The sequence below is a fragment of the Streptomyces sp. NPDC001920 genome (genome assembly GCF_053594495.1).
In genome coordinates this window covers 146281-165219 of sequence record NZ_JBSFEP010000019.1, presented here as the reverse complement: position 1 = coordinate 165219, position 18939 = coordinate 146281, and the positions used below count along the sequence as shown (strand labels likewise).

The 18939-nt window shown below is 71.4% G+C and carries 17 protein-coding genes; 10 read left to right on the top strand and 7 right to left on the bottom strand.

Going from position 1 to position 18939, the window contains the following annotated elements; genetic code table 11:
• Window positions 1-381 precede the first annotated feature (381 nt).
• The gene (locus tag ACWCPI_RS29625) at window positions 382-1314 is read right to left on the bottom strand and encodes a Ppx/GppA phosphatase family protein (protein ID WP_451041011.1); all 933 of its coding nucleotides are present in this window, start codon (window positions 1312-1314) and stop codon (window positions 382-384) included.
• A 74-nt stretch (window positions 1315-1388) separates the two neighbouring features.
• On the opposite strand from ACWCPI_RS29625, the gene ACWCPI_RS29620 reads away from it, so the two are divergent.
• Complete coding sequence (locus tag ACWCPI_RS29620) at window positions 1389-2246, top strand: hypothetical protein (protein WP_451041010.1); 858 nt, start codon at window positions 1389-1391, stop codon at window positions 2244-2246.
• Between the two features lie 64 nt (window positions 2247-2310).
• Here the strand turns inward: ACWCPI_RS29620 and ACWCPI_RS29615 are convergent, their stop codons facing one another.
• Window positions 2311-4110: a hypothetical protein gene (locus ACWCPI_RS29615; RefSeq protein WP_451041009.1), complete on the bottom strand. Its 1800-nt coding sequence runs from the start codon at window positions 4108-4110 to the stop codon at window positions 2311-2313.
• A gap of 231 nt (window positions 4111-4341) precedes the next feature.
• Here ACWCPI_RS29615 and radA point away from each other — a divergent pair, with 231 nt between their 5' ends.
• Window positions 4342-5751, top strand: a complete 1410-nt coding sequence (radA, locus tag ACWCPI_RS29610; protein ID WP_451041008.1) for a DNA repair protein RadA — start codon at window positions 4342-4344, stop codon at window positions 5749-5751.
• A gap of 82 nt (window positions 5752-5833) precedes the next feature.
• Window positions 5834-6958 (top strand): DNA integrity scanning diadenylate cyclase DisA, encoded by a 1125-nt coding sequence (disA, locus tag ACWCPI_RS29605; protein WP_388804491.1) that lies wholly within the window; start codon window positions 5834-5836, stop codon window positions 6956-6958.
• Between the two features lie 61 nt (window positions 6959-7019).
• Here disA and ACWCPI_RS29600 read toward each other — a convergent pair whose 3' ends face one another.
• Window positions 7020-7844, bottom strand: coding sequence for a hypothetical protein (locus tag ACWCPI_RS29600; protein ID WP_451041007.1), 825 nt, complete (start codon window positions 7842-7844; stop codon window positions 7020-7022).
• Between the two features lie 1170 nt (window positions 7845-9014).
• On the opposite strand from ACWCPI_RS29600, the gene ACWCPI_RS29595 reads away from it, so the two are divergent.
• The 5 genes from ACWCPI_RS29595 (at window position 9015) to cseC (ending at window position 13806) form a co-directional block, all read left to right on the top strand.
• Window positions 9015-9950 carry an HhH-GPD family protein gene (locus ACWCPI_RS29595; RefSeq protein WP_388804482.1) on the top strand — a complete coding sequence of 312 codons (936 nt, stop codon included), beginning with the start codon at window positions 9015-9017 and terminating at the stop codon, window positions 9948-9950.
• 302 nt (window positions 9951-10252) lie between these two features.
• Window positions 10253-10792, top strand: coding sequence for a SigE family RNA polymerase sigma factor (locus ACWCPI_RS29590; RefSeq protein ID WP_019756474.1), 540 nt, complete (start codon window positions 10253-10255; stop codon window positions 10790-10792).
• Between the two features lie 137 nt (window positions 10793-10929).
• Window positions 10930-11535, top strand: a complete 606-nt coding sequence (locus ACWCPI_RS29585) for a hypothetical protein (protein ID WP_451041034.1) — start codon at window positions 10930-10932, stop codon at window positions 11533-11535.
• A gap of 112 nt (window positions 11536-11647) precedes the next feature.
• A complete protein-coding gene (gene cseB, locus ACWCPI_RS29580) occupies window positions 11648-12352 on the top strand; it encodes a two-component system response regulator CseB (protein ID WP_451041006.1) in 705 nt (234 codons plus the stop codon).
• Complete coding sequence (gene cseC / locus ACWCPI_RS29575; protein WP_451041033.1) at window positions 12241-13806, top strand: two-component system sensor histidine kinase CseC; 1566 nt, start codon at window positions 12241-12243, stop codon at window positions 13804-13806. Before cseB ends, cseC begins: the two co-directional genes overlap by 112 nt.
• Before the next feature lie 15 nt (window positions 13807-13821).
• Here the strand turns inward: cseC and ACWCPI_RS29570 are convergent, their stop codons facing one another.
• From ACWCPI_RS29570 to ACWCPI_RS29560, 3 genes are all read right to left on the bottom strand, one after another.
• Complete coding sequence (locus ACWCPI_RS29570; protein WP_388804472.1) at window positions 13822-14256, bottom strand: VOC family protein; 435 nt, start codon at window positions 14254-14256, stop codon at window positions 13822-13824.
• Window positions 14253-14729 (bottom strand): helix-turn-helix transcriptional regulator, encoded by a 477-nt coding sequence (locus ACWCPI_RS29565; RefSeq protein WP_388804469.1) that lies wholly within the window; start codon window positions 14727-14729, stop codon window positions 14253-14255. The genes ACWCPI_RS29570 and ACWCPI_RS29565 overlap by 4 nt, the downstream gene beginning before the upstream one ends.
• Before the next feature lie 118 nt (window positions 14730-14847).
• Window positions 14848-16428 carry an MDR family MFS transporter gene (locus ACWCPI_RS29560; protein ID WP_451041005.1) on the bottom strand — a complete coding sequence of 527 codons (1581 nt, stop codon included), beginning with the start codon at window positions 16426-16428 and terminating at the stop codon, window positions 14848-14850.
• Window positions 16429-16548: 120 nt separating this feature from the next.
• On the opposite strand from ACWCPI_RS29560, the gene ACWCPI_RS29555 reads away from it, so the two are divergent.
• Window positions 16549-17136, top strand: a complete 588-nt coding sequence (locus tag ACWCPI_RS29555) for a TetR/AcrR family transcriptional regulator (RefSeq protein ID WP_451041004.1) — start codon at window positions 16549-16551, stop codon at window positions 17134-17136.
• A 12-nt stretch (window positions 17137-17148) separates the two neighbouring features.
• Here ACWCPI_RS29555 and ACWCPI_RS29550 read toward each other — a convergent pair whose 3' ends face one another.
• Window positions 17149-17769 (bottom strand): M23 family metallopeptidase, encoded by a 621-nt coding sequence (locus ACWCPI_RS29550; protein ID WP_451041003.1) that lies wholly within the window; start codon window positions 17767-17769, stop codon window positions 17149-17151.
• Window positions 17770-18266: 497 nt separating this feature from the next.
• Between ACWCPI_RS29550 and ACWCPI_RS29545 the strand changes: the two genes are divergently transcribed.
• Entirely contained in the window at window positions 18267-18908 is a 642-nt protein-coding gene (locus ACWCPI_RS29545) for an HAD family acid phosphatase (protein ID WP_451041002.1), read from the top strand.
• Window positions 18909-18939 lie beyond the last annotated feature (31 nt).

Here is an 18939-nt window from a genome sequence, read left to right as displayed (position 1 = left end):
CTGGAACCGGTCAGGGGTGCGAACTGGGCAGATGCCCCGTGCGGGGAGCAAGAGGTGGGTGCCTATGGTGTGGTGGGCTTCACGCGCGTGGGGTCGGCCGGTCGCGGTCGGCCTGGGCGCGCGGACGAGCACCGGGCAAAGCGGACGGAGACCGGGGCGGCGCCCGGACGAACACCGAGCGGGACGGACGGAGACCGGGACGAACGGAGACCGGGACAGACGGAGACCGGGATGGCGCCCGGACGAACACCAGGCGGGACGGACGGAGACCGGAACGGCGCCCGGACGAACACCAGGCGGAACAGACGGACACCGGAACGGCGCCCGGACGAACACCGAGCGGAGCGGACGGACGACAGGCGCACCCGGCTCCCTCTGCCCTCAGTCCACCGACATGTGGTCCAGCTTCCGAAGGATCACGCCCTCCCGCAGCGCCCAGGGGCAGATCTCCAGGGTCTCCACGCCGAACAGGTCCATCGCCCCCTCGGCCACCAGCGCCCCGGCGAGCAGCTGGCCCGCGCGGCCCTCCGAGACCCCCGGCAGTTCCGCCCGCTGCTCGACGGTCATGCCGGCCAGACGCGGGACCCAGCCCTCCAGGGACTCCCGCTTCAGGTCGCGCTGGACGTAGAGGCCCTCCGCGGAGCGGGCCGCGCCGGCCAGGCGGGCCAGTTGCTTGAAGGTCTTGGACGTGGCGACCACGTGATCGGGCGCCCCGAAGCGGCTGAACTCACCGACCGTACGGGCGATCTCCGCGCGCACATGCCGCCGCAGGGCGCGTATGTCCTCCGGCTCCGGTGGATCACCCGGCAGCCATCCCGCCGTGAGACGCCCCGCGCCCAGCGGCAGGGACACCGCCGTGTCCGGGTCCTCGTCGATGCCGTACGCGATCTCCAGGGAGCCGCCCCCGATGTCCAGCACCAGCAGCTTCCCGGCCGACCACCCGAACCAGCGCCGGGCGGCGAGGAAGGTCAGCCGGGCCTCCTCCGCACCGGTGAGGACCTGCAGCTCGACGCCGGTCTCGTCCTTCACGCGCGCGAGGACGTCATCGGCGTTGGTCGCCTCGCGCACGGCGGACGTGGCGAACGGCAGCACTTCCTCGACACCCTTGTCCTCGGCCGCCCGCAACGCCTCTTGGACGACGCCGACCAGTTTGTCGACCCCCTCGGGGCCGATGGCCCCGCCGTCGTCGAGGAGTTGGGCGAGGCGCAGCTCCACCTTGTACGAGTGCGCGGGCAGCGGGCACGCGCCGGGGTGTGCATCCACGACCAGCAGATGCACCGTGTTCGAACCCACGTCGAGGACACCGAGTCTCATGTACGGAACGCTACTGCCACCCGGGCGGTCCTCCGCCCTCGAAGTCGCAGGTACGGACGCCGTACCCTGGACCCGTGCCAAAGACGAAAAAGGCGAAGAACGACAAGACGGCCAAATCGCCCGAGGGTTCTTCGCAGGCGAAGGCAACCAAGCCCAAGAGGGCGAAGAACGGCTCCCCGGAACCCGACGAGAAGGGGCTCGACTTCGCGCGCGCGTGGGTGGAGTTCCCTGATCCGGCGGACGAGGAACAGGTGTTCCGCTGCGATCTGACATGGCTGACCTCCCGTTGGAACTGCATCTTCGGCAGCGGCTGCCAGGGCATCCAGGCGGGCCGCGCGGACGACGGCTGCTGCACGCTGGGCGCGCACTTCTCGGACGAGGACGACGAGAAGCGGGTGGCCGAACATGTGGCGAGACTCACGCCGGAGATCTGGCAGCACCACGACGAGGGCACGCGGCACGGCTGGGTCTCGGAGGACGAGGACGGCGACCGCCAGACCCGCCCGTTCAACGGCTCGTGCATCTTCCAGAACCGCCCCGGCTTCCCGGGCGGCGCCGGCTGCTCGCTGCACATCCTGGCCCTGAAGGAGGGCCGCGAGCCGCTGGAGACCAAGCCGGACGTCTGCTGGCAGCTGCCGGTCCGGCGGACGTACGAGTGGATCGACCGGCCCGACGACACCCGCGTGCTCCAGGTGTCGATCGGTGAGTACGACCGACGCGGCTGGGGCCCGGGCGGCCACGACCTGCACTGGTGGTGCACGTCGGCCACCTCGGCGCACGGCGCGGGCGACCCGGTGTACGTGTCCTACCGGGCCGAGCTGACCGAACTGATGGGCAAGGCGGGCTACGACCGCCTGGTCGAGCTGTGCGAGCAGCGGCTGGCGTCGCAGCTGCCGTTGGTGGCACCGCATCCGGCGGATCCCGTCGGCTGAGGAGCGGCGAGAGGTTCTGGGTGGCTGTCGGGCGCGATCGCCGAGGCCACCCTCGACCGTCGTGCTACGGCCCGGAGTGGCTCGGGTCATCGCTGCCGGTGGTCGGCGCCGTGGAGTCCGTCGAGCCGGACGGGCCGGGCTGCGACGCGTCGCTGTCCGAGGGTGACGGATCGGACGACGAGGGCGGTGGGTCGCTGGGCGTGGGCTCGGACGGCGCCGGGGTCGTGGGCGTCGGGTCGGGCCCGGAGGACGACGGGGGCGGGTCGCTGGGCGTCCCGGGGGCGGTGGGATCGCCGGGGTGGGTGGGGTCGGTGGGATGCGTGGGTTCGGTGGGGCGCGGGTCGGGTCCGTGGCCCGGTCCGGACGGGCCGGGGGCGGTGCCGTAGCCCTCGATGGAGACGACGGCGCCGACGGGTGAGATCGCCAGCCGGGCGCTCCAGTGCCCGGACGGCTCACGCAGATGGTCGACGTACACCTTGATCGTCAACGACTCGCCGGGCGCCAGCGTGCCCGCCGACCTGCTGAGGTAGAACCAGTGCGCCCCGGTGGTCGCGGACCAGCGCACCGGCGCGCGCCCCGTCGCCGTCAGGGTGACCAGCGTGGTGTCGCCGCTGGTGTCCGCCGCCACCTCCAGGTCCCCGGCGCCCTTCGCGCCCGCGCCGCTGACACTGACGACCTCCACGGAGACATCCGGTTCGCCGCGGCTGCCGAAACGATCCCCCCTGGGGCTCGCGTTCCCGGCGTTCTCGTAGCCGCCGTCCGCCGCTTCTCCGTCGATGCTGCCGGGTCCGTGCGCCTCGCTCGCGCTGGCCGAGTGCCCGTCGACCTCCCCGGTCGAGGAGCCGCGGTAGGCGGCCCACAGCGCGAGGACCGGGGCGGCGACGACGGTGGCGACGACGGTCGTGGTGACGGCACGCGCGCGTAGCCGGTCCCGGCGGGCGGCACGATCCTTCGGGTCCATGGGGAAGCCACGCCGGTCGAAGCGCGGCAGGACGGCGCCCCGCGCGCGCGAGTGGTGCGCCAGGGCCATGTGCACGGCCGCGCGGGGCGCCTCCAGGACCGGCAGCTCGGCGGGGGTGACGGTCGCGCCGGGCCAACGGCCGGGGATCGCGCGCTCGGCGGTGCGGCGGCAGCGGGGGCAGTCGTCCACGTGCCGGACCAGCTCGCGGCGCAGGGCTGTGCTGAGCACGAGCTGGTTGTCGCCGGCCAGCCGGGCGACGCTCGGGCAGGCGCCGGTCTCGACGACGGCGAGGGCCGCGCGCGTGCGCTCGACCTCGCAGGCGGCGGAGGCGAGCAGTTCGCGGGTCGCGGCCGGGTCCATGCCGAGGACGGCGGCGACCTCGTGGGCGGCGAGGTGGTGGCGTACGGCGAGTTCGAGCGCCTCGCGCTGCTCCGGGGTGGTACCGGCGGCCTCCGGCCAGGCGAGCAGGGCGAGCTCGCGGCGCCGCTGCTCCTGGATCTCCTCGGAGACGGCCGGCGCGGCGGTCTGCGGGCCCGTCTGCCGAGGGGAGCCGTGCCGGCCCGCCGCATGGCTGCTCTGACGTTTCTGCTTGGCCTCGGCCAGCTTGCGCAGGCAGGCCCAGCGAGCCAGCGCGTACAGCCAGGGCCGCCGGTCCGCCGGGGTCTCCGGGCCCCGCTGCCCCCGCCGCTCGGCGAGCGCGAGGGCGTCGCCGAGTGCGGCGGTCGCGCCGTCGTGGTCGCACAGCACGGACAGGCAGTAGGTGAACAGTCCGTCCAGATACGGCTCGTAGCGCGCCGGCGGCCGCTGCGCCACCGTGCGCGCCGCGGCACGATCACGCGCCTCCCGGTGCGCCCGGTGGGCGCCGGCGGTGCGGGTCGAGGTTTCCGGACTCCTGCTCATCATTGGTGGACCGTAGGGGGCCCGGGGTGGCGCCTTCTTCCTGCTTGAGCTCATTTAATCCATACGGGTGAAACGATCCCTCAATAGGGGACAGGAGCGCCGTGTTCCGTGGCTTGTCCATGACGAACGGCATGCCGACGCGACATGTCGGGGCCGGCCCCCGCGGCACTCGTGCTACGGCAGCGCCCCCGCAGCCGTACGGCGTTGTCAGTGGGCTCGGTTACGGTTCTTCGCATGGCTGCCCGTACCAAGACCACGAAGGACCGCCCGTCCTACCGCTGCACGGAGTGCGGCTGGCAGACGGCCAAGTGGCTCGGCCGCTGCCCCGAGTGCCAGGCATGGGGGACGGTCGAGGAGTACGGCGCGCCCGCGGTCCGTACGACGACACCGGGCCGGGTGACGACGTCCGCACTGCCCATCGGGCAGGTGGACGGCAGGCAGGCGACCGCGCGCGCCACCGGCGTGCCCGAGCTGGACCGCGTCCTCGGGGGCGGACTGGTGCCCGGCGCCGTCGTCCTCCTCGCCGGCGAGCCCGGCGTCGGCAAGTCCACGCTGCTGCTGGACGTGGCCGCCAAGTCGGCGAGTGACGAGCACCGCACGCTCTACGTCACCGGTGAGGAGTCGGCGAGCCAGGTCCGGCTGCGCGCCGACCGCATCGGCGCCATCGACGACCATCTGTATCTCGCGGCCGAGACCGACCTGTCCGCTGTGCTGGGGCACTTGGACGCGGTCAAGCCGTCGCTCCTCATCCTCGACTCCGTCCAGACCGTGGCCTCCCCGGAGATCGACGGCGCGCCCGGCGGCATGGCCCAGGTCCGCGAGGTGGCCGGTGCGCTGATCCGGGCCTCCAAGGAGCGCGGCATGTCCACGCTGCTCGTGGGACACGTCACGAAGGACGGCGCCATCGCCGGGCCCCGCCTCCTGGAGCACCTGGTGGACGTGGTGCTCCACTTCGAGGGCGACCGGCACGCCCGCCTGCGTCTCGTACGAGGCGTCAAGAACCGCTACGGGGCGACGGACGAGGTCGGCTGCTTCGAACTGCACGACGAGGGCATCACGGGCCTTGCCGACCCGAGCGGACTTTTCCTGACCCGTCGTGACGAACCGGTCCCCGGCACCTGCCTGACGGTCACCCTGGAGGGCCGCCGGCCCCTGGTCGCCGAGGTTCAGGCGCTCACCGTCGACTCCCAGATCCCCTCGCCCCGCCGCACCACGTCCGGCTTGGAGACCTCGCGCGTCTCGATGATGCTGGCCGTCCTGGAGCAGCGCGGGCGGATCAGCGCCCTGGGCAAGCGGGACATCTACTCGGCGACGGTCGGCGGAGTGCGGCTCTCGGAACCCGCGGCCGACCTGGCCGTCGCCCTGGCGCTGGCCTCCGCCGCCAGTGACACACCTCTCCCCAAGAACCTCGTCGCGATCGGCGAGGTGGGCCTGGCGGGCGAGGTCAGACGGGTCACCGGCGTGCAGCGCAGACTGGCCGAGGCGCACCGGCTGGGCTTCACGCACGCCCTCGTGCCGGGTGATCCGGGCAAGATCCCTCCCGGCATGAAGGTGCTGGAAGTGGCCGACATGGGGGACGCTCTGCGGGTCCTTCCGCGCTCGCGTCGCCGAGAGGCCCCACGGGACGAGGAGGACCGCCGGTAGACTTTGCCCTGGTCTCGCCCGTCCGTACGAACAGAGTGTGCGAAACGGCAGCGCCTGAAGAACCTGCGACCGGAGGAGTGCAGTGGCAGCCAACGACCGGGCAGCAGCTCCCGGAAAGTCCGGTGGGAGCTCCGGTGCCGATGGCCTGATGCGCGCCTCACTGAGCGCCGTGGCACCCGGCACGGCCCTGCGCGACGGCTTGGAGCGGATCCTCCGCGGCAACACCGGCGGACTCATCGTGCTCGGCTCCGACAAGACCGTCGAGGCGATGTGTACGGGCGGTTTCGTCCTGGATGTCGAGTTCACGGCGACGCGACTGCGGGAGCTGTGCAAGCTCGACGGCGGCATCGTGCTGTCGTCCGACATGTCGAAGATCCTCCGTGCGGGCGTCCAGCTGGTCCCGGACCCGACGATTCCCACCGAGGAGACCGGCACCCGGCACCGCACGGCGGACCGGGTCAGCAAGCAGGTCGGTTTCCCGGTCGTCTCGGTCTCCCAGTCGATGCGGCTGATCGCGCTCTACGTCGACGGCCAGCGCCGCGTCCTGGAGGACTCGGCGGCGATCCTGTCCCGCGCCAACCAGGCCCTGGCCACCCTGGAGCGCTACAAGCTCCGCCTGGACGAGGTCGCGGGCACGCTGTCGGCACTGGAGATCGAGGACCTGGTGACGGTCCGGGACGTCTCGGCGGTCGCGCAGCGCCTGGAGATGGTGCGCCGGATCGCGACCGAGATCGCCGAGTACGTGGTGGAGCTGGGCACGGACGGCCGCCTCCTGGCGCTCCAGCTGGACGAGTTGATCGCCGGCGTGGAGCCCGAGCGCGAGCTCGTGGTGCGCGACTACGTCCCCGAGCCGACGGCCAAGCGGTCCCGCACGGTCGACGAGGCGCTGTACGAACTGGACGCCCTCACCCACGCCGAGCTGCTGGAACTCCCCACGGTGGCGAAGGCGTTGGGGTACACCGGTTCCCCGGAGGCCCTGGACTCGGCGGTCTCCCCGCGCGGCTTCCGCCTGCTGGCCAAGGTGCCGCGGCTGCCCGGAGCGATCATCGACCGTCTGGTGGAGCACTTCGGCGGCCTGCAGAAGCTGCTCGCCGCCAGCGTGGACGACCTGCAGACGGTGGACGGCGTCGGCGAGGCCCGGGCGCGCAGCGTCCGCGAGGGGCTGTCGCGGCTGGCGGAGAGCTCGATCCTGGAGCGGTACGTCTGAGCCGTCGCCCTCGCGCGGCGGTGCCGCGGGGCGCGGCGCCGCCAAAGGACCGGCCGATGCGCTAGTCGTTCTCCAGCACGAAGGATGTCTGCGCCGTGGCGAACCCCGGCGCCTTCGCCTCCACCAGGTACGTCCCCGCCGCGGCCGACCTCGCGGAAGGCGTCGCGCACTGCGGGGCGCTCGCGCGGCGGTCCCACTTCACCGTGTAGGTGATGCTCGCCTTGGCGGGCACCCGGTACACCAGGCCGCCGGAGACCTCGGGGCAGTCTGCCGAGGACCAGAAGGCGTCTTCCGCTCCGGCCTGAGTGATCGTCACCACCGCGTTCTTGGGTCCGAGATCGATCTTGCAGTCGTAGGCGGAGGAGTTGGCAGCGGTCAGCAGCAGGGCGGGCGTCCGGCCGGGCTCGTAGGAGTTGTGGAGGCTCTTCACCGTCAACTTCGCCTGCCCGGAGATGCAGTTGGGCAGTGTGGAGCCGGCGGCGAGCGTGTCGTCCACGCCGACGTCGCCGGCCGAGCCACCGCCCGCGGATCCGCTGCCCGAGCCGTCCGACCCGCCGGAGTCACCGGAACCCGAGCCGGATCCGTCGCCGTCCCCGGAGCCCTCCCCGGAGCCGTCGCCCGTGCCCGCGCCGCCGGTGGACTCGTCCCGGCCGCCGGGCGCCTGACTGATCGCCGGCCCCGAGCCGGACGGTCCGGGCGTGATCGTCGAGGGTGCGGGATTCTTGCCGTCGGTTCCGCCGGCGTCGTTCTTGCCGCCTCCGCCGCCCGACGCCAGCGCCCAGGTGATCAGCAGCGCCAACAGGGCGACCATGGACAGCAGTACGGCCCTCCGTCGCCAGTAGATGGAGGAGGGAAGCGGCCCGACCGGATTGCGCAGAGATCCCACGGCGCAAACTGTACGAGAGATCGGTGCGTTCGCTGGCTCCACCCGCCGCCGAGAGCCACAACTTTTCCGGATCATCATTCCGGAAACCGCCCGGCGACTACCGTGTCGCCCCTGTCTTCCGTCACGGGGGACACCTGTCGATCGCAGGATGTGACCGTATCGACCCGCCGCCTACCGTCCGTGACCACGGATTTCGACGACGCCGAGCTCTGCCGCGACACCACCGACTTCGGGACCGGCGCCCGAGTGGGCAGGCGTGCCGCCGAGACATGAACCGAGGCCGGACTGCCGCTGTCAGTAGCCGCGTTCGGCACCACGTGGTGGCGAGCCAGGCACGGCACACCCCGGGCATTCGCGATCGCGGCCCTTGCACCTCTGGCCATGGCCGTGGCGTACGGGTGCGGGTAGCTCTCCAAGTCCCTTGTCACGCAGGGGTGTCCGTGCCGAGCGGTGCCGGGAGCGACGGCCCGGCTCGGCAACTGCCCGCCGCCCGGCGGCTGGAGCTTCCCCGGCGACCCCGCCACCACCGCGGGCGCGGTGGCGGTCGTCCCGGCCCGGAGCGGACGCGCGTTGCGCGGACCGACCGGCCCGCTGGCCCGCTGGCTCTCCTCATGGCCTTGTCCCGTGTCTTCGCCGGCGTCCGTCACCCGCACGACGTCCTCGTCGGCCCACCTTCGGCACGCTGGTCGGGACGACGGCCCTACGACTGGCCAACGGGCCCGGCAGCCCGGCTCACAGCGGCGACCCGCACGACGTCCCCGTCGGCCCGTCTTCGGCGCACGTTGGTCGGGACGACGGCCGTAAGACTGGCCAACGGGCCCAGCAGCCGGTCGACGGGGGCGACCCGCACGGCGGCGGCGCCGCGCCGTGCGGGCGGTGCCCGGCCGGGCCACGCCACGCTCCGCGAGGCGCGGTGCCTCGTGCGCGCTCGCGTCGAGCTCGACGATGGTCTGGCAAGGAGTCCCCACGCCCGAAGGCCGGGCGCGTGCACGTTCCATCCGGCCGACGCCACGAGCGGGCGCCGGGCGCCACTGCCGCCGATCACCGGGTACGCCCGCCCGCTTCGAGAGCCGTCCGGGCGCCTCGACCGCCACGCTCCCCCAGCCACCAACTCACCGTCACGGCCACCTACCCACCCGGCCGCCCCCGGCATGGCAGGATCGGAAAGCCATGACTGCGCCAACGAAGCCCCCGCACAGCCAATCCGCCGATGCCGGCTCCGACGCCCCGCACGCTCAGCCTCTGCAGGAAACCGTCATCGACTGGTTCGACGACAACGCCCGCGACCTGCCCTGGCGACGCCCCGAGGCCGGTCCCTGGGGGGTGATGGTCAGCGAGTTCATGCTCCAGCAGACGCCCGTGAACCGCGTCCTGCCCGTCTACGAGCAGTGGCTGTCCCGCTGGCCCCGCCCCGCCGACCTCGCCAAGGACGCCCCCGGCGAGGCCGTCCGCGCCTGGGGCAGGCTCGGCTACCCTCGCCGCGCACTGCGGCTGCACGGCGCGGCCGTCGCCATAGCGGAACGGCACGGCGGGGACGTACCGACCGACCACGCCCAGCTCCTCGCGCTGCCCGGCATCGGCGAGTACACCGCGGCCGCCGTCGCCTCCTTCGCCTACGGCCAGCGGCATCCCGTCCTGGACACCAACGTCCGCCGGGTCCTCGCCCGCGCCGTGACCGGCGTCCAGTACCCGCCGAACGCCACCACGGCCGCCGAGCGCAAGCTCGCCCGCGCCCTGCTCCCCGACGACGAGCGCACCGCCGCGCGCTGGGCGGCGGCCTCCATGGAGCTGGGCGCGCTGGTGTGCACCGCGAAGAACGAGTCGTGCCACCGCTGCCCGATCGCCGCCCGGTGCGCCTGGCGGCTGGCCGGGAAGCCGGAGCACGACGGGCCGCCGCGGCGCGGGCAGACGTACGCCGGAACCGACCGTCAGGTGCGCGGCAAGCTGCTCGCCGTGCTGCGCGAGGCACATGCGCCGGTCCCCCAGTCGGCCCTCGACCGCGTGTGGCACGAGCCGGTCCAGCGCGCCCGCGCCCTGGACGGGCTGGTGGCGGACGGGCTGGTGGAGCCGCTGCCGGGCGGGACGTACCGGCTGCCCTTGACCTGACGCCCGGTCACATCACGGCGTCCGCGCCTCTGCAACACCGCAGACACAGCCCCTGCACCCCCGCCACACGGTCAAATCACCCCATAACCACCTCAATCCCTCGAGCGGTTTGCCCGTTTCCTTCTTCCGTTACACAACCGACGGACAGCCGAGCGCTAGCCGCAGGCTCGTTCGGACAGCCCCGTGACAACGCCTCCGTAGCTTCATTTCCGTACCCGGCAGACGGGGACGACGACGAAGCACAGGCAGTGAACCGACGGTCGACGAGCCGGTCGGAAACGGGGAATCGGGAGGCGGTCAACATGGCGCAGGGCGAGGTGCTCGAGTTCGAGGAGTACGTCCGCACCCGGCAGGACGCGCTGCTGCGCAGCGCCCGCCGACTGGTCCCGGACCCGGTGGACGCCCAGGACCTGCTGCAGACGGCGCTGGTACGCACGTACCACCGCTGGGACGGCATAGCGGACAAGCGGCTCGCGGACGCCTACCTGCGCCGGGTGATGATCAACACCCGGACCGAGTGGTGGCGGGCCCGCAAGCTGGAGGAGGTGCCCACCGAGCAGCTCCCGGACGCCTCGGTCGACGACGCCACCGAGCAGCACGCCGATCGCGCCCTGCTGATGGACATCATGAAGGTGCTCGCTCCCAAGCAGCGCAGCGTCGTGGTGCTGCGACACTGGGAGCAGATGTCCACGGAGGAGACGGCCGCCGCCCTCGGCATGTCGGCCGGAACGGTCAAGAGCACGCTGCACCGGGCGCTCGCCCGGCTCCGCGAGGAGCTGGAGTCCCGCGATCTGGACGCACGCGCGCTGGAGCGTGAGGAGCGGGAGCGTTGCGCGGCCTAGGCACGACGGCGGGCGGCACCGGGCACACGGACAGCGGTGACAGGGACACGGACACGGACCAAGGCGCCGACGACACCGGCCCCGGCTCATCAGGGCCCGTCCCCGTCCGGGGAACCCTGCAGGCGGCGTTCACGGCGATGGCCGTGGTCGTCGCCCTCGCCCTTTTCGTCTCCGGGTGCGCCACGGGCGGCACCGGAGCCCGCGACGAGGGCCCGGCGCACGCCGACGCGGCGGGCGGCTCCGCGGCCTCGGCCTCCCTCGCGCCCTCGCAGGCGCCCTCCCCCTCGCCCGCACCGGACCCGAAGCAGGCCGTCCGTCTGGTCAAGGCGGACCCCGAGGTCTCGGCGCAGGTCAAGCGAGAGCTGAAGCCCTGTGTGTCGAACGGGTACCCCGTCGACGTGTCGTACGGGGATCTGACGGGCGGTCCGGCGGACGACATCGTGGTCAACGTCCTGTCGTGCGGCGACTCGGTCAGCGTGGCCTCGTACGTGTACCGCGAGGAAAGCGGCGCGTACCACAACGTGTTCAAGGCCGAGGAGCCTCCGGTGTACGCGGAGATCGACCGCGGGTACCTGGTGGTGACCGAGCAGGTGTACGCGAAGGACGACGCGCTGTCGAACCCGTCGAGCGAGAACGTGGTCTCATACGAGTGGGTGTCCAGCCGCTTCGTCGCGAAGCACCACACGCACACCGACTACGGCAACCTCGGCGGACCGGACGAGTCGGCGACGCCCGACGGCTGAGGGCGTCCCCCCGGGGCGGCGGTGAACGCACCGCCCGATCCGAGCGTCCTTGAAGTGGACGGCACGACGCACCCACACAAGCACACGGCACACGAGGACTGAGAGCACCGGGATGGCAGACCAGACCCACGTCCTGTTCGTCGAGGACGACGACGTCATCCGCGAGGCCACCCAGCTCGCCCTGGAGCGGGACGGTTTCGCGGTCACCGCCATGCCCGACGGGCTGTCGGGTCTGGAGGCGTTCCGGACGAACCGGCCCGACATCGCGCTGCTGGACGTGATGGTCCCGGGCCTGGACGGGGTCAGCCTGTGCCGCCGTATCCGCGACGAGTCGACCGTGCCGGTGATCATGCTCTCGGCGCGGGCGGACTCCATCGACGTGGTGCTGGGCCTGGAGGCGGGCGCGGACGACTACGTGACCAAGCCGTTCGACGGCGCCGTCCTGGTCGCCCGGATCCGTGCCGTGCTGCGCCGCTTCGGGCACGCGAGCGGGGGCGACCGGGGCAGCGAGGCCGAGCCCGCCGCCACCGGCGGAATCCTCACCTTCGGCGAGCTGGAAATCGACACCGAGGGCATGGAGGTACGCCGGGCGGGGCAGACCGTGGCGCTCACACCGACCGAGATGCGGCTGCTTCTGGAGTTCTCCTCCGCGCCCGGCACCGTGCTGTCCCGGGACAAGCTGCTGGAGCGCGTGTGGGACTACGGCTGGGGCGGGGACACCCGGGTCGTCGACGTCCATGTGCAGCGGTTGCGGCAGAAGATCGGCCAGGACCGCATCGAGACGGTCCGTGGCTTCGGCTACAAGCTGAAGGCCTGAGCGGGGCGGCCATGCGGGGGATGTTCAGACGTCCGGCTCCGTCCGGTGCGGTGGGCGCGGGACTCACCGACCCGGCGGACGTCGTGGGCGATCGTGTGATCGAGCGGGCGGGGCTCGCCGTACGCGGGCGCACGGGCCGCCGTACCCACAGCCGTGTGGCGATCCGTACGGGACTGAGGTGGAAGCTGAGCGCGGCGATCGCTCTGGTCGGCGCGCTCGTCGCGATCGTGCTGAGCCTGGTCGTGCACAACCAGGCCCGTGTCTCGATGCTGGACAGCGCCCGCGACCTCGCCGACGAGCGCGTCCAGATCGCCCAGCGCAGCTACGAGCAGTCCAAGCGGCTGAACTTCCCGAACGCCACGATCAACGACCCCGAGCTGCCGATGGCGCTGCGGGAGAAGGTCGAGGAGGGCCGGCGGGCCACGTACGTGACGGACACGCCGAGCGGCGCGCCCGACATCTGGGCGGCCGTACCGCTCAACAACGGGCAGGTCCTGTCGCTGCGCACCGGTTGGACCGACCGCAGTGAGCGCATCCTCAACCGGCTCGACCAAGCCATGGTCATCGGTTCGATCTCGGTCGTCCTCGGCGGCAGCGCGCTCGGCGTGCTCATCGGCGGGCAGCTGTCGCGTCGGCTGCGCAAGGCCGCGGCCGCGGCGAACCAGGTCGCGAGCGGCGAGCCGGACGTGCGGGTGCGGGACGCCATCGGGGGCGTCGTACGGGACGAGACCGATGACCTGGCGAGCGCGGTGGACGCCATGGCCGACGCGTTGCAGCAGCGGCTGGAGGCGGAGCGGCGGGTCACGGCGGACATCGCGCACGAACTGCGCACGCCGGTGACCGGGCTGCTGACGGCGGCCGAGCTGCTGCCGCCCGGCCGGCCCACCGAGCTGGTGCTGGACCGGGCGAAGGCCATGCGCACGCTCGTCGAGGACGTCCTGGAGGTGGCCCGGCTGGACAGCGCCTCGGAGCGGGCCGAGTTGCAGGACATCATGCTGGGCGAGTTCGTCAGCCGGCGGGTCGCGGTGAAGGATCCCGCGATCGAGGTGCGCGTCGTCCATGAGTCGGAGGTCACGACCGACCCCCGGCGCCTGGAGCGGGTGCTGTTCAACCTGCTGGCCAACGCGGCACGGCACGGCCGGCCGCCCATCGAGGTCACGGTCGAGGGCCGGGTCATCCGGGTCCGCGACCACGGCCCCGGCTTCCCTGAGGACCTGCTCGCCGAGGGCCCCAGCCGCTTCCGCACCGGAAGCAGCGACCGCGCGGGCCACGGCCACGGCCTCGGCCTGACCATCGCGGCAGGTCAGGCCCGGGTCCTGGGTGCCAGGCTGACCTTCCGCAACATCCGCCCGGCGGGCGCCCCGGATCATGTGCCCGCGGAGGGCGCGGTGGCCGTCCTCTGGCTGCCGGAGCACGCGCCCACGAACACGGGGAGCTACCCGATGCTGCCGTAGCGGCAGCCGGGCGGCTCACCCGAAGGACTTGGAGAAGTCCAGCTCCTCGCTGCGCTCGGTCAGCGAGTACCAGTTGCCGTTGTCGTCGCGGAAGATCGCCTCGATGCCGTACGGCCGCTCCTGCGGCTCCTGGATGAACTCCACCCCGCGCGCCCTGAACGTCTCGTAGTCCCCGCGGCAGTCGTCGGTCCGCAGCGCGCCCGCCCCGATGACCCCCTTGCCGACCAGTGTCTTCAGCGCCTCGGACGACTCGGGGTCGAGACCGGGCCCGTCGAGGCTCATCAGGGCCAGCTCCACGTCGGGCTGGTCCTTGGCGCCGACGGTCACCCAGCGCATGTCGCCCATGGACAGGTCGGTGCGCACCTCGAAGCCGAGCTTCTCGGTGAAGAAGGCCTTCGTGCGCTGCTGGTCGAAGGTCCATACGGTGGTGATGCCCAGGCCCTTGATCATGGCTCTGCTCTCCCGTCGGAGGGTGTCGGTTCCTGCTCGTCACCGTAGGCGGGGCCGGGGCCGGGGCGCTTCTTCGAAGTTGCGGTGGGGAAGCCGCCGGCCCACAGCATCGCGTAGCAGCCGGGGATGAGGGCGGCCCCGCGCCCGACGTGCTTGCCGCGGTACTCGCTCGGTGTCAGCCCGGTGCGCGTTTTGAAGCGGGCGGAGAAGGTGCCGAGGCTGCTGAAGCCGACCAGGTGGCAGATCTCGGTGACGGACAGATCGGCGCTGCGCAGGAGTTCCTCGGCGCGCTCGATGCGGCGGTGGGTCAGGTACTGGCCGGGCGTCTCGCCGTAGGCCTCCTTGAAGACCCGGATGAAGTGATGGCGTGAGTAGCCGGCGTGGGCGGCCACCGCCTCCAGGTCGAGCTCCGGGTCGGCCCAGTCACGGTCCATGGCGTCCTTCGCCAGCCGCAGCAGCCGCGTCCTGTCCATGCTGCCGATGGTGGCACGCGGCACTGACATCGGCGTGGCCTCGACGTACGGCGAAGGCCCCCGGGGCGGACACCGCCGGGGACCTGCTGCTCGGGCGCCGCTCGGACGCCGGGGGACGTCAGACCGTCTCGGCCACGGGAGCCGGAGCCGGGGCGTCCCGCTCCGTCTGCGGTCCCGCTCCCTTCAGCGGCACCTCCTTGACGAAGACGGCCGCCACCAGCGACAGGATCGCCACCACGGCTCCCAGCAGGAACGCCGAGTGCGTGCCGGCCGACACCGCGTGCTGGTACGCCTCACGGGCCGCCTCCGGCAGCTTCGCCAGGCTCGCCGCGTCCAGCTGCGCCGACTGCTCGGTCACCCTCGACCCCGGCGCCCCGGCCCGCTCGGCCATGACGTCCTGCACCCGGTGGTTGAACAGCGCGCCCATGACGGCCACACCGAACGAGGAGCCGAGCGTGCGGAAGAGGGTGGTGGAGGAGGACGCGACGCCCATGTCCTTCATCTCGACGCTGTTCTGCGCGACCAGCATCGTGATCTGCATCAGACAGCCCATGCCGAGGCCGACGACGGCCATGTACACCCCGGAGGTGAACCGGCTGGTGTCGGTGTCCATGAGCGAGAGCAGGTACAGCCCGGCCACCATCAGCGCGCTGCCGACGATCGGGAACAGCTTGTACCGCCCGCTGTTCGTGGTCACCCGCCCCGCCACCATCGACGTGACGAGCATCGCGCCCAGCATGGGCAGGAGCAGCAGTCCGGAGTTGGTCGCGGACGCGCCCTGCACGGACTGCTGGTAGAGCGGCAGGAAGAGAGTCGCGCCGAACATCACGAAGCCGGTGATGAAGCCGATGAGGGACATCAGGGTGAAGTTGCGGCTGCGGAAGATGTGCAGCGGCACGACCGGCTCGGCGGCCTTGGTCTGCCAGAACACGAACCCGACCAGCGCGGCCACGCCGATGCCGATCAGCTCCATGATGCGCGCGGACGTCCAGGCGTACTCCGTGCCTCCCCAGGTCGTGACCAGCACGATCGCGGTGATGCCGACGGTCAGCAGCGCGGCCCCGAGATAGTCGATGCGCGCCTGCGCCCGCTTCTTCGGCAGATGCAGCACGGCGCTGATCGCGGCGAGCGCCACGACGCCCAGCGGCAGGTTGATGTAGAAGGCCCAGCGCCAGCCCCAGTGGTCGGTGATGGTGCCGCCGACCAGCGGCCCGCCGATCATCGCGAGGGCCATGACGCCGGCCATCATGCCCTGGTACTTGCCACGCTCCCGCGGCGGGATCAGGTCACCGATGATCGCCATCACGCCGACCATCAGACCGCCGGCGCCGAGCCCCTGCACGGCCCGGAAGGCGATCAGCTGCCCCATGTCCTGGGCCATGCCGCTCAGGGCGGACCCGATCAGGAAGAGCACGATCGACGACATGAAGACGCCCTTGCGCCCGTACATGTCGCCGAGCTTGCCCCACAGCGGAGTGGAGGCCGCGGTCGCCAGGGTGTACGCCGTCACGACCCACGACAGGTGCTCCAGGCCGCCCAGCTCGCCGACGATCGTCGGCATCGCGGTGCCGATGATCATGTTGTCGAGCATCGCGAGCATCATCGTGATCATGAGCGCGAGCAGCACGACTCTGATGCTTCTGGGTTGCTTCCCGGCCTGTTCGTCCGGCGCTGTGTCCACTGTCCTCGTGTCCGCCACGGCTCCCACTTCCCCCGGCCACTTACTTGCCGCCCGGCTAGTTGTCTACACTCGGGGAAGATAGGCGGCTAACTAGCCGGGCGTCAAGTAAGTTTTTCGGAAAGCGGGGGAGCGACGAGGATGGGTGACACCATGGACGGCACCAAGCAGCGGCGCCGCGGGAACACCCGCCAGCGCATCCAGGACGTGGCCCTCGAACTCTTCGCCGAGCAGGGCTACGAGAAGACCTCCCTGCGCGAGATCGCCGAGCGCCTGGAGGTCACGAAAGCGGCCCTGTACTACCACTTCAAGACCAAGGAAGAGATCATCGTCAGCCTCTTCGAGGACCTGACGAAGCCGATCGAGGAGCTCATCGAGTGGGGCCGGCGGCAGCCGCAGTCACTGGAGACCAAGCAGGAGATCGTACGCCGCTACGCCCAGGTACTGACCGGCGCGGAACCGCTGTTCCGGTTCATGCAGGAGAACCAGGCGACGGTCCGTGAACTGAGCATCGGCGAGATGTTCAAGAACCGCATGCTCGGCATGCGGGACATCGTCGTCGACCCGGACGCCGACCTCGTCGACCAGGTCCGCTGCATCAGCGCCCTGTTCACGATGCACGCCGGGATGTTCGTGCTGAAGGACCTCGAAGGCGACCCCGAGGACAAGCGCAGGGCAGTCCTCGAAGTCGCCACGGACCTCATCACCCAGGCGCACAAAGGCGCCTGAGGACTCGGCGGCTCAGAGCTTCAGGCCCTTGGCCCGCAGGAAGGCCACGGGGTCGACGGCGGTGCCGTAGTTGGCGGTCGTACGGATCTCGAAGTGCAGGTGCGGACCGCTGGAGTTACCGGTGTTGCCGGACCGGGCTATGTTCTGGCCGGTCTTGACGACCTGGCCGGCCTTCACGTCGATGCGCGAGAGGTGGGCGTACTGGGAGTACGTGCCGTTGCCGTGCTTGATGACGACGGCGTTGCCGTACGCGGGACCGTCACCGGCGCCGTTGCCGCCGGCCTTGACGACGGTGCCGCCGTGCGCGGCCACGACCGGGGTGCCGCTGGGGACGGCGAAGTCCTGACCGCTGTGGGTGGACTGCCAGCGGGCACCGTTCTGCGCGAAGCTGGCGGTCTTCGTGTACTTCTTCACCGGGCTCACCCAGGAAGCGGCCTTCTGGGCTGCCGCCTTCTTCACCGCGGCGCTCTGCGCCTGCACGGCGGTCGACACACCGGTCGCGGAGGTCATCTCGGCGGCGACCGCGCCTCCGGCGCCCAGCACGACCGAGGCCCCCAGGCCGGCGGCCAGCACAGCGGCACGGGTGCGGAACGAGGACGTACGGGACGAACGGAACGTGAAGCGCGGGGACATGTGAAACCTCATGGGGATGACGACAAGGGAAACCACCCGACGCACAGGCGGTCGCCGGATGGCCATCCCTTGGTAACCCCCGCTCCCCCCAACCCCAAAACCGCAGATCTACGACGGAAGCTAGTACTCCGTCCCAAAAATCGCTGCATCTTGACAGAACACCCAATACGGACGAACCAGCATCGATACCGAAATCAGCGGCCAGTTTTCTGGCTGTACGCCCTATTTGTCCGCAAGGCTCGTTTCCACTATTCCCGCTAGTAACGGACAAATCGCCTGTGCGGCATGTCACCGCCCAGCGCAATCGGAAGACCCCGGAATGTGACGGGCGCTACGCAGCCACGCTCTCCCTTTCGGTAACAAATCCCGGCTCAACTATGTGAGCCACGCCTCAAGTTGAGCTACCGTCCGGTAACCCGTTGGTTCCCCGCGGGTCACCCCTGCGCACGAACATGCACGCGACAAGCCAGCGCACGTGACGTGAGAGGACCCCCCACATGACCCTTCGCCCCTGGGCGCGCAGATGCGCGGCCGGCACCGTCTCCGCGACCGCTCTCGTGGCCTTCGCGATCCCCGCCGAAGCCGCGACGAGCACGACGGGTACGACGAGCGCCGCCACGGCCACCATGACGGCCACGGCTCAGGACGTCGACTACGGAACCTGGCAGCGGGACTGCCGGGCCGTGATGGACCAGGCGCTGCCCTATCTGAAGCAGCGGATCGCGAACACCGCGCCGGGCGAGAAGCAGGCGATCGTCTTCGACATCGACAACACCACCCTGGAGACGGACTTCGGCTTCAGCTACCCGCAGCCGGCCAACCAGCCGGTCCTGGAGGTCGCCAAGTACGCCCAGGAGCGCGGCGTCTCGCTGTTCTTCGTGACCGCGCGCCCGGGCATCATCTACTCGTTCACCGACCACAACCTCAAGTACCGCGGCTACAAGGTCTCCGGACTGTACGTGCGCGGCTTCCTCGACCTCTTCAAGAACGTCGCCGACTACAAGACGGCCCAGCGCGTCGACATCGAGAAGAAGGGCTACACGATCATCGCCAACATCGGCAACAGCGCCACCGACCTGTCGGGCGGCCACGCCGAGAAGGCGTACAAGCTGCCGGACTACGACGGGCAGTTGTCGTAAGCCACTTGGGCATGCGAAAGGGGCCGGTGCT

Excerpts from the sequence above, each read along its gene's own strand:
- ACWCPI_RS29565 (WP_388804469.1), bottom strand. The coding sequence starts at position 14,729 with ATGGACAGGACGCGGCTGCTGCGGCTGGCGAAGGACGCCATGGACCGT.
- ACWCPI_RS29570 (WP_388804472.1), bottom strand. The coding sequence starts at position 14,256 with ATGATCAAGGGCCTGGGCATCACCACCGTATGGACCTTCGACCAGCAG.
- ACWCPI_RS29615 (WP_451041009.1), bottom strand. The coding sequence starts at position 4,110 with ATGATGAGCAGGAGTCCGGAAACCTCGACCCGCACCGCCGGCGCCCAC.
- ACWCPI_RS29545 (WP_451041002.1), top strand. The coding sequence starts at position 18,267 with ATGACCCTTCGCCCCTGGGCGCGCAGATGCGCGGCCGGCACCGTCTCC.
- ACWCPI_RS29590 (WP_019756474.1), top strand. The coding sequence starts at position 10,253 with ATGGCGCAGGGCGAGGTGCTCGAGTTCGAGGAGTACGTCCGCACCCGG.
- radA (WP_451041008.1), top strand. The coding sequence starts at position 4,342 with ATGGCTGCCCGTACCAAGACCACGAAGGACCGCCCGTCCTACCGCTGC.
- ACWCPI_RS29585 (WP_451041034.1), top strand. The coding sequence starts at position 10,930 with ATGGCCGTGGTCGTCGCCCTCGCCCTTTTCGTCTCCGGGTGCGCCACG.
- ACWCPI_RS29550 (WP_451041003.1), bottom strand. The coding sequence starts at position 17,769 with ATGTCCCCGCGCTTCACGTTCCGTTCGTCCCGTACGTCCTCGTTCCGC.
- ACWCPI_RS29555 (WP_451041004.1), top strand. The coding sequence starts at position 16,549 with ATGGGTGACACCATGGACGGCACCAAGCAGCGGCGCCGCGGGAACACC.
- ACWCPI_RS29595 (WP_388804482.1), top strand. The coding sequence starts at position 9,015 with ATGACTGCGCCAACGAAGCCCCCGCACAGCCAATCCGCCGATGCCGGC.
- ACWCPI_RS29625 (WP_451041011.1), bottom strand. The coding sequence starts at position 1,314 with ATGAGACTCGGTGTCCTCGACGTGGGTTCGAACACGGTGCATCTGCTG.
- cseB (WP_451041006.1), top strand. The coding sequence starts at position 11,648 with ATGGCAGACCAGACCCACGTCCTGTTCGTCGAGGACGACGACGTCATC.